The organism is Microcystis sp. M53602_WE12, from assembly GCF_030065455.1.
Classification (GTDB): Bacteria; Cyanobacteriota; Cyanobacteriia; order Cyanobacteriales; family Microcystaceae; genus Microcystis; species Microcystis aeruginosa.
Genome location: NZ_JASJFB010000152.1, coordinates 1 through 8,520 on the forward strand (window position 1 = coordinate 1; position 8,520 = coordinate 8,520).

General features: G+C 40.0%; 7 protein-coding genes and 1 pseudogene. 1 reads left to right on the top strand and 7 read right to left on the bottom strand.

The features are described 5' to 3' along the window. Nucleotides 1-416, top strand: a pseudogene (locus tag PX482_RS05875) (IS4 family transposase); the annotation flags it as partial. Between the two features lie 75 nt (nucleotides 417-491). Here PX482_RS05875 and PX482_RS05880 read toward each other — a convergent pair. The 7 genes from PX482_RS05880 to PX482_RS05910 all read right to left on the bottom strand — a co-directional run. After that, on the bottom strand, nucleotides 492-1,496 hold the full coding sequence (locus PX482_RS05880) for a hypothetical protein (RefSeq protein WP_002759957.1): 1,005 nt from the start codon (nucleotides 1,494-1,496) through the stop codon (nucleotides 492-494). A 339-nt stretch (nucleotides 1,497-1,835) separates the two neighbouring features. Beyond that, nucleotides 1,836-2,858 (bottom strand): CobW family GTP-binding protein, encoded by a 1,023-nt coding sequence (locus tag PX482_RS05885; protein WP_002759955.1) that lies wholly within the window; start codon nucleotides 2,856-2,858, stop codon nucleotides 1,836-1,838. Next, complete coding sequence (locus tag PX482_RS05890; protein ID WP_002759954.1) at nucleotides 2,858-4,123, bottom strand: metal-dependent hydrolase family protein; 1,266 nt, start codon at nucleotides 4,121-4,123, stop codon at nucleotides 2,858-2,860. Before PX482_RS05890 ends, PX482_RS05885 begins: the two co-directional genes overlap by 1 nt. A 130-nt stretch (nucleotides 4,124-4,253) precedes the next feature. Then, nucleotides 4,254-4,712, bottom strand: coding sequence for a hypothetical protein (locus PX482_RS05895; protein WP_002759953.1), 459 nt, complete (start codon nucleotides 4,710-4,712; stop codon nucleotides 4,254-4,256). A gap of 123 nt (nucleotides 4,713-4,835) precedes the next feature. Next, entirely contained in the window at nucleotides 4,836-6,107 is a 1,272-nt protein-coding gene (locus PX482_RS05900; RefSeq protein WP_288028244.1) for a hypothetical protein, read from the bottom strand. 179 nt (nucleotides 6,108-6,286) lie between these two features. Next, on the bottom strand, nucleotides 6,287-7,711 hold the full coding sequence (locus PX482_RS05905) for a phosphatidylinositol-specific phospholipase C domain-containing protein (protein WP_288096683.1): 1,425 nt from the start codon (nucleotides 7,709-7,711) through the stop codon (nucleotides 6,287-6,289). A 181-nt stretch (nucleotides 7,712-7,892) separates the two neighbouring features. After that, nucleotides 7,893-8,520, bottom strand: a 628-nt coding sequence (locus PX482_RS05910) for a lipase family protein (protein ID WP_288028242.1), incomplete at its 5' end; no start/stop codon positions are given.

The window sequence follows — 8,520 nt, forward strand, 5'->3', positions numbered from 1 at the left end:
CACCCAAGCTCTCAAACCTCCTAAAGGGATGGCAGGGAGCAAGACTCTCTTTCCTCGCTCTATTCTTACTGGCTCTGTTGAAAGTAAAAACCGTCAACCTCAAGGAATTAGCCCTAGGTTTTGAAGGTCGGGTATTGGTAGAGTCCCATTACAAACGATGACAACGCTTGTTTGGGGACTTCGAGAGAGATTACCCTCAAATAGCTCCCATTGTAGTCCAGTGGCTCCATATCCCTCAACCCTGGGTATTGAGTATTGACCGCACCAATTGGTCATTTGGTAGTCATCACTACAACATCCTCACAGTCGGCATTGTCCATGAAGGGGTAGCGATACCCCTTCTCTGGTGGATGCTCAAGAAGAAAAAAGGCAACTCAAACAGCGATGAACGGATGCGAACGGTTACTTTCTTGATCTCCGCAATTATTTTGCCCACTGCTGTTATTGTATGTCTTGAATCCGCAAAAGTCCGTATAATTTAGCCAATAACATTATTTTTCTTTTTCTTCAATTAATCCCGATTCAGTTTTTTTCAGTAAATCTGAGGCAAATCTTTCACTAAATCCCACTAAAAAAGCACAGGAAAAGATAAATAAATCCTGACGGGCTTTGTTGGTTATTAAACTAGAAGAATTTTGATCCTGGGTAATCATAAAATCAATTTTAATCAACGTATTTGAGCTAATTAAACTAAAGATAAAAATACCGAAAATTAGACCAATTAAGGGTCTAAACAAACCAATAAAAAGAGGAATGAGGGGGTCGTCATATTTTTTGTCTGTAAAGTCGATAATTCTGAGTAAAATACTCGCAACACTTCCCAACACTCCTGCTGTTGCCGCATAAACTAAACCATAAAATATATGCCGATTAGGATTTATCGTATCACTCGATGATTTTAACTGTTCTGAATAACTACTAGAAGGAATGGGTACTGGGGAGTTTGCTTGAGGTAATGGTTTTGAAATAAGTGCCTCCTCTTGAGAGTGTTTCTGGTGTAAATTATCATCAAATATGTAAATTTCTTGAGCAGAAAATTTGAGGGCAATCATAGATAAAAAAGTTGTAATAGATAAACCTAAAAATATTTTGAATGGGACTGATCTTGTAGAATAGATAGAACTAAATCCATTTAAAATATGTCCCCATAAAAAATAGCGACTATGATTAATTTCCTTTTCTAGATTAATTCTGAATCCTCGAATAGCATCAACTCCGACTTTATTAGTTTTTGCCATGAGCAATATATATTTAATTTCCTCTAATAACAAAATCAATTTAGTTGGATCATTGTTAAAAATAAACCAACCAATTTTCCAGCTATTACTTTTTTTATAAATCAAATAATTCAGGTGATGAATCTGTTGAACTAACTTAGTGAGTTCTAGTTGTAATTCAGGAGAAATTATCGGCAAAACCTCTAATAAAACTTCCCTAATATCCGCATTTAAGGCGTTAACATCGTCATTTTTTTTTACTGGAGTGGAAGTTATCATATTTTTTGGGACTTTTTAGATTGATTAATAGAATGAAAAGGCTATCTCTCCTCCGTATGCCCTCCGGAGACTAATTCAATTTTGTTGATACATACCGACCCAAGGTATGTTTTGCCTCTAGCATGGAGTTCCCCGCGGCCGTCAGCTTCCCCTTACTCATCGTCAACCCGTTGCAGGACTTTCTCTAGGATAGGGCGGGTTTTCTAGATTACTAAAATTCTAACATAAAGTCCCCCTAGAAGGGCGAGGTTTTAAACCCAGTTTTTTGATAACTTTTTAGCCACTTTCTCGTTGTCACATTAGTAAAACGTTTCACCCTGGATAATTGTGATATATTTGTTACATTTCGTTACTTAAAATAAAATTATCTTTGGTTTGAGTTTTTAAATTTACCTCAAAATCCTCTACTCTTAAACAGCTATCTAATTGCTGCTGTAATATTTTTGTATTTATTGCCTCCGTGCTAATTAATACCAATTGGGTAAAGGGTGGATTATTACCCCATTCTTCGCCTATTTCTAAGGTAATTCTCGGCCCCACTTGTTGCAAAATTACTCCTCTATTGGGATGTTCAACAGTAGATAAAATACCCTTGGCTCGCCATACAGTTACGGGTAATTTCCCTAATATTTTTCCCAGGGTTAATAACTGAAAAGGGCGAACACTTTCATAACTCCAAGTATGAAAGTTATCAGAGTGATTAGATTTTAATTGACTAGATACAGAACGAACGGGAAATGAGTCCCTAAATCCTAATAATAAATCTAGGGAAACATCCCCATAACTCCCTTTTAACAAACGCACCCAAGGTGCTATTTTTTGGATAATTTGACTAGCATTAATTTGTGCTTTTTCATCAATCAAATCAATTTTATTGAGAACCACAATATCAGCAGCCGAAATTTGATCAATTAGCAAATCTTGATAGTTAATTTTTCCAGATGGTTCACAAATTTGGGGTAGATAGGTCGCATCAACTAGGGTAATAATACTTTCCAAGCGAATTATTCTACTTAAAACTGGACGCTTTAGGGTTTGTAACAGGGTATAAGGGTTAGCAATTCCACTGGCTTCAATTAAGATCTGATCTGGACGGAGAGATAGGATTTTGGGAAGGGAATTAACCAGATTATTTTGTAAACTACAACAAACACAACCTCCCTCAAGAGTGATTAGATCATCGTCTCTATTTTTAATTAACATCTGATCAATATTAAGACTACCAAAATCATTGACCAGTATGCCGAAACGGCGATCACTTTTACCCTTAAGAATGGAGTTAAGTAAAGTAGTTTTACCCGCACCTAAAAAACCCGTCAGCAGTGTTACTGGTGTCTTCCAGAGATTTGATGACAAAACCATTATACTTGTCCTCCCGATGGTTGTTTATAGATGACTCCCCGTTTCATCACAAAATCAACTTTACCAGTAACATTAATATCCTCAAAAGGATTACCCGGCATAGCGATAATATCAGCAAATTTCCCCACCGCTAACGCACCAATATTCGGCTGCATTAATAATTCAGCCGCTACAGTAGTTGCTGCTTTTAAAGCGCGTAAAGGAGTAATACCATTTTCAACCATCGCTGGAAACTCTTTCCAGTTATCTATATGAGGAAAAGTTCCCGCATCAGTACCAAAAGCAATCTTAACGTTACTTTTAGCTAAATTATCAGCACAAGCAATCAGTTGAGAGGCATATTTTTGATATTTAGCGTGTTGCCAAGGAGAACGACTTTTCCAATATTCAGGATTATTGGCATTGCGAGCTTTTTCTAAAACAGTGTATTGAGTTGGTACCAGATAAACTCCCTTCTGCTCCATCAATTGCAAAGTCTCGGAACTGGCAAGATTACCATGTTCAATGGAACGTACCCCCGCATTAACAGCACGTTGAACCCCTTCCCCTCCATAAGCGTGAGGACAAGCAGAAATACCGAAATCTTTGGCGGTACTAACCAGAATATTCATCTCCTCTTGGGAATAGGTGGTTTGACTCGGATCATCCGTAGGAGAGCTAAAACCCCCTGTGGCACAGAATTTAATCCAATCTGCTCCTGAGCGAATTTCTTCCCGTACTATGCGGATAATTTCTGCTGTTCCGTCTGCTACTTCAAATTTTTCTGGTCTGAACTGAAAAGCAACTAAAGAGGTAAAATCACCATGTCCTCCTTGGGCTGAAATCAGGTGAGGTGCTACCAATAGATCTGGTCCAATAATCCAGCCATTGGCGATCGCTTTTTTGAGATCGACGGTAATAAATTCTGGATCGGGACAACCCACTTCCCTTACAGTAGTAAAACCGTTCATTAACAGTATTTTCAGGGGATTTAAGCTATAAAGGGTCATTAATGGCACTGTCACCATATAAGGATTTTCTGGAATTGTAGGATCCCCTTCACAGAAGGTGATATGAACATGACAATCAATGAAACCAGGGGTAACGGTGTGTCCTTTTAGTTCAATAATTTGAGCGTTGCTGTGATCAACTGTTGTAGCGATCGCAGTGATATTCCCATTTTCGACGCGAATTTCCGTGGCACCAAGGGGATTATCAGCCAAACCATCCCAATATTGATCGGTTACGATTACATAATTTGGGCTAGTGGAATTAGTACCAGTCATCGTTGTTTCTCCTGTTGTTAATTTTTTCAGCGTTTTTATTAGTCTTGAGCTAGGCGATCGCTTAATATCTCGACTTCCACTGGATGAATAAGCCAATTCAAGTTGATAGTTAGCGAATCCGCTTTAATGGTTAGTCTTGATAGACATTCATAGTATGTAGCCAAATGGTATCCGTATCCGCGTTTTCTTGTGTACTACCTAACAAAATTTCAAAATAGGAACGACTATCATAGACATGACGAAGGATGTTACAACGTTCGCTGTCTTCAATTACATCAAAACCCGCCGTTTTATTGGGGATTAAAGTAATCGACTGCATCCCATTATCAGCGGCAAAGCAGAGACGAATATCTAAGGGACTTCCCAACCAAGAGGGATCATCAAAACCAAAGACAGAAAATAATCTAGCATTGGCAACCACTAGAGGTATATTGTAGGGTTTAAACTCAAAAGGAATAGCTCCCATATCGGCTTCACCCCGTCTGTCTCCGACAAAATCGCAGGGAAAGTTATTAAAATTCCATAAAAAAGATCCATCCTCATCTTTGACGGTGATGGTATAGCTTTCTTTGCATCGGTATAAAACCATAAATTGATGACCTCCTTGAATATTTGATTAAGTTTTGTTGATTCAAGAGATTGTTAGGTTGGTTGAGGAAAGTTTGTTTTTTTTTCTCACACCAACCAACTGGTACTATAGCGTCCTATTCGCTTAATAACCCGTTTGGGCATCGATTGGCCCAGCATCAATACCTGCAACTGCCCAACCGACAGCAACGGGATCCTCTGTCACCACGCCAAAAACCAACGCAGCGGCGGAAACAAGATCACTGATCCAGGTATGCCCAACACCGCTAGTCACCTTATTTGGTACTAACATTCCATTCTCAGGAATATTTGATTCTGGATTATAAGCTGCCAAGGTACTTAGGAAAACACCACATGAACCAGTTGCACACATATAAGTCAGATTGGCATCGGCAATGATGCCCCAGGGGCTCCCTGAGATGGTTGCATCCTGTTGGGCGGCATTGCCCACCGTGTTAGTGCTGGCATCGCAAACATAGATACTGCCCATAGAGGAATTAGAGGGGTTGGACGGAGCCGTGGCAATAAAGATTGCTCCCTCTGGATAATTTCCCGGATCTGCATTACCGGCGTTGGGTGAATAGGCCAAAGATAAAATGACCTGTCCACTGGGTACTGTCCAAATAGGACTTAACGAGGCATTGAAACCACTATAGGGCTGATAGTGCAAACCGCCAGCCGGGGTTGCCCAGTAAATGCCTTTTGGTCCCTTACAAACGTCAGTTGCATTACATCCACCGTCATACCCGTAAAGGGTAGGAGTTGAAGATGGGTTTTTGGCATTGAAAATAACCCCCGTGGCCGCACACCCGCCGAGTAACAGACAATCGTAATTAGTTAGCGTCCCCGCAGGGAAAAAGGTCAGAGATACGGACGCTCCATCCGTCTGGCTATAAGATGTGTTTGAACCCACATAAGACAAGCTCGGCACGCCGTTAGACCAAGTGACTGAATACCAGTAGAGGTTGCCATTAGACGCTGCCACGTAAAGAAGGCTTTCGGGGAAATAATAGAAAAGTCCGGCAATTGGCGCATCGGGTTGTTTTTCCGAAGCGATCTGAGTCGTGACATTACTACTTGTGAATTGGCTGCCTCGAGTAGCGGGATTAATGCTATTAAGCCAAATATTCTCGTCTTCAGATCCGTAAACAAAATAGTAAGGTGGTGAATAGTCAGTGTTGCTGTAATCAAGCAGAAACTCAATGGCAGTAGTACTGGCACCATTATTATCAAGATTACTCACCCCCCCTAAAGTATAACTTGGTGGGGTTGGATTCGGTGAAAATTGCCCAACCGAGATCCCACTTTGGTAAGCAGCGACGACAAAAGTATAGTTCTTATATTCACCAGCAGGAATAGTGATTGCCGAAATACATTGAGTGTAGGGAAAAGACATGATTATCTCCTTTTGAGTTGAAATTAAAGGGAATTACTTGAGAGGTCAGAAGTAAATAATTTAATTATTTTCCCTTTCTGTTCCTCCCCATTTACAGTCGTGCCGATTCCCACTGCCGACTGTATCAGAGATTTAGGATAACTAGGCTCAATTAGGGGCGATCGCCTATCTAATGGCAGTTACCATAGGGGTAAGTTATTTGCCCGTCGATACCCTTTTAAAATGTTTAAAGGGACTCCATTAATGAGAGCAGAAAAATTATTGACAGTGGTTTCTAGTTGACCTGTACTGGTATTGACGCGATTCCACCAATCAGTGGCAATAATGTTAGATTTGATGCCATTTAAACCAGCGAAAAAGCTAGAGAGTTCTTTAGGCACATTAGCTGGTACTCCATAAGCACCTTCATAATTATACTGAGCCATTAATGACCAGAGAAAATTATTAGGTTGGTTGATAGCGTCAATTTGTTGTTGTAAATAACTCTGCACGTCTGACCAAAGAGTTACACTTGTACCACACCAATATTGTTTAATAGAACTGCTCCAAAAGGGTGTATTTTGTGCTAACCAATCAGACATACTATCAGGAAATTCGAGAGAGCCAACTACAACTCGGCCAGTAGTTTGCCAAAGGTCTTTTAAGGGTTGAGAAATACCAGAGGGCGGAATTAATTTATCCTGTCCAATAGTGTTGATAATCAGATTAGATAAATCTTGATAGGTTTGGCTTGTCCAATTTCCCTCAAAATCATGTAAGTCAAGAATAACAAATTCTTGGGGATTATCAGCTAAAAATTGCGTTACTTGATTGAGAAAATCTACTAAAGTCAGGGGGAGAGCAAAACTCCCGTGACACATAACAAATTGATTATCCCCTGAGCCACTACTAAGCATTAATCTGAGATCAAGGGCGCGAATACCTTGACTAAGTTGCTGATTGATGTTTTGGTATTGAGTTTGTACCCATGATTGGCTAATACTACCAGCGCAATAAGTTGAGGCATCGTGAGTGCCTGGCAGGGTTAACTCATTGAGACAAAGGTTTTGAATACAAGGGGCAAATAATTCCATCCAATTATTAGCCCAGTGTAATACGGAAGGACGTAACACACTTTGATCATCTGCTAATCCGCCACTGCCATAATTAGGGGTTGGATAAGGACTAATTTGGCTTTGGGTATTACCAGGGAAATAACCAAGGGCGATCGTTACTACCCCATCATGAATCCATCCTACAGCAGATGTATTAGTAGTATCTGGAGTAGGATAAACAAAAAGACCATTGGGAATATTTTGCCATTCAACTAAAACCCCATAACCTGCTTCTGAGGGGACAGGCGTTGATAGTCCGTGAACTCCACTCTTTTTAGCACTAATTGTAAAGTTAAAGTTACTTACCTCCTCAAGGGTATATTCAACATCACCCGCATCATCTATACTGTCATGACCTACTGTTTCTTTAAACTCAGCATAAAATTGAGTAAAGGAATTAGGACTAATCTGAGAAGATGGCTCCCACTCCATCTGGTAACTGTGGGATTTTACTTGATTGATGTTATATGGCGTAGCGTTGACAATTTGTATGTGAAATCCAGCACCCATAATAATTTTCTCCTTGATGAAGATGAGTATTGTTGACTTTTTAAAGTCGTTAATTGAGTTACAGTTAAAGATAATTACTTGAGAGGTCAGAGAAGTAAATAATTTAATTATTTTCCCTTTCTGTTCCTCCCCATTTACAGTCGTGCCGATTCCCACTGCCGACTGTTTAGCGATAGAATAATTAGCTTAACTTAGTGGCAATATCATCTAAATCTTGCTCTGTTAGCGTGAGAGAATCAGCCACATTTTCCGTCAGCGGCCAGTCAATTTCCAGAAGATTGAAATAAGCTTGGATATGCTGAAAATAGGCTTCTTGCAGAAATTGCTTCAGGGGGTTTGGTTGCGGTTGAGAAAAAACGCCACATTTACCTTTCATGGCAAAAGTGCTGGGATTTAACGCCAGATAATTACAGTTTTTCACTTTCTGAATTTGACTATTAACTAATAGTGCAATTCTCGAAGATTTAGGAATATTACAAGATTCATACAGGGTGGGAATCTGCTTTAATTGCTGAATATTCCAAGCATGGGGAACAATATCCAAACTATTCCAGAGTCGGCTGCTTTGATTGAGACCTGGCTCCGTATTTCCGTAGTAATCAGAAAAGGTTTGATCCCCTGGAGTTGCTCCCGCAGAAAATTGGGTATTGACGGTGATTTGTTTACCGGTAGGGTTCCAAGTTGCTTGATTTTCGTACAGCCATAATGCCATTACTGGAGATAATGCTCCGCCTAAACTATGGCCGGTGGTAATGATTTCAATAGGTTGGTCAGATTGGCTGGGAATTTCCTGGGTCAAAAATTCTAAC

What these genes read in the sequence shown, in the direction of transcription:
- PX482_RS05890 (WP_002759954.1), bottom strand. Translation starts at nt 4,123, where the DNA reads ATGACTGGTACTAATTCCACTAGCCCAAATTATGTAATCGTAACCGAT.
- PX482_RS05900 (WP_288028244.1), bottom strand. Translation starts at nt 6,107, where the DNA reads ATGTCTTTTCCCTACACTCAATGTATTTCGGCAATCACTATTCCTGCT.
- PX482_RS05895 (WP_002759953.1), bottom strand. Translation starts at nt 4,712, where the DNA reads ATGGTTTTATACCGATGCAAAGAAAGCTATACCATCACCGTCAAAGAT.
- PX482_RS05905 (WP_288096683.1), bottom strand. Translation starts at nt 7,711, where the DNA reads ATGGGTGCTGGATTTCACATACAAATTGTCAACGCTACGCCATATAAC.
- PX482_RS05880 (WP_002759957.1), bottom strand. Translation starts at nt 1,496, where the DNA reads ATGATAACTTCCACTCCAGTAAAAAAAAATGACGATGTTAACGCCTTA.
- PX482_RS05885 (WP_002759955.1), bottom strand. Translation starts at nt 2,858, where the DNA reads ATGGTTTTGTCATCAAATCTCTGGAAGACACCAGTAACACTGCTGACG.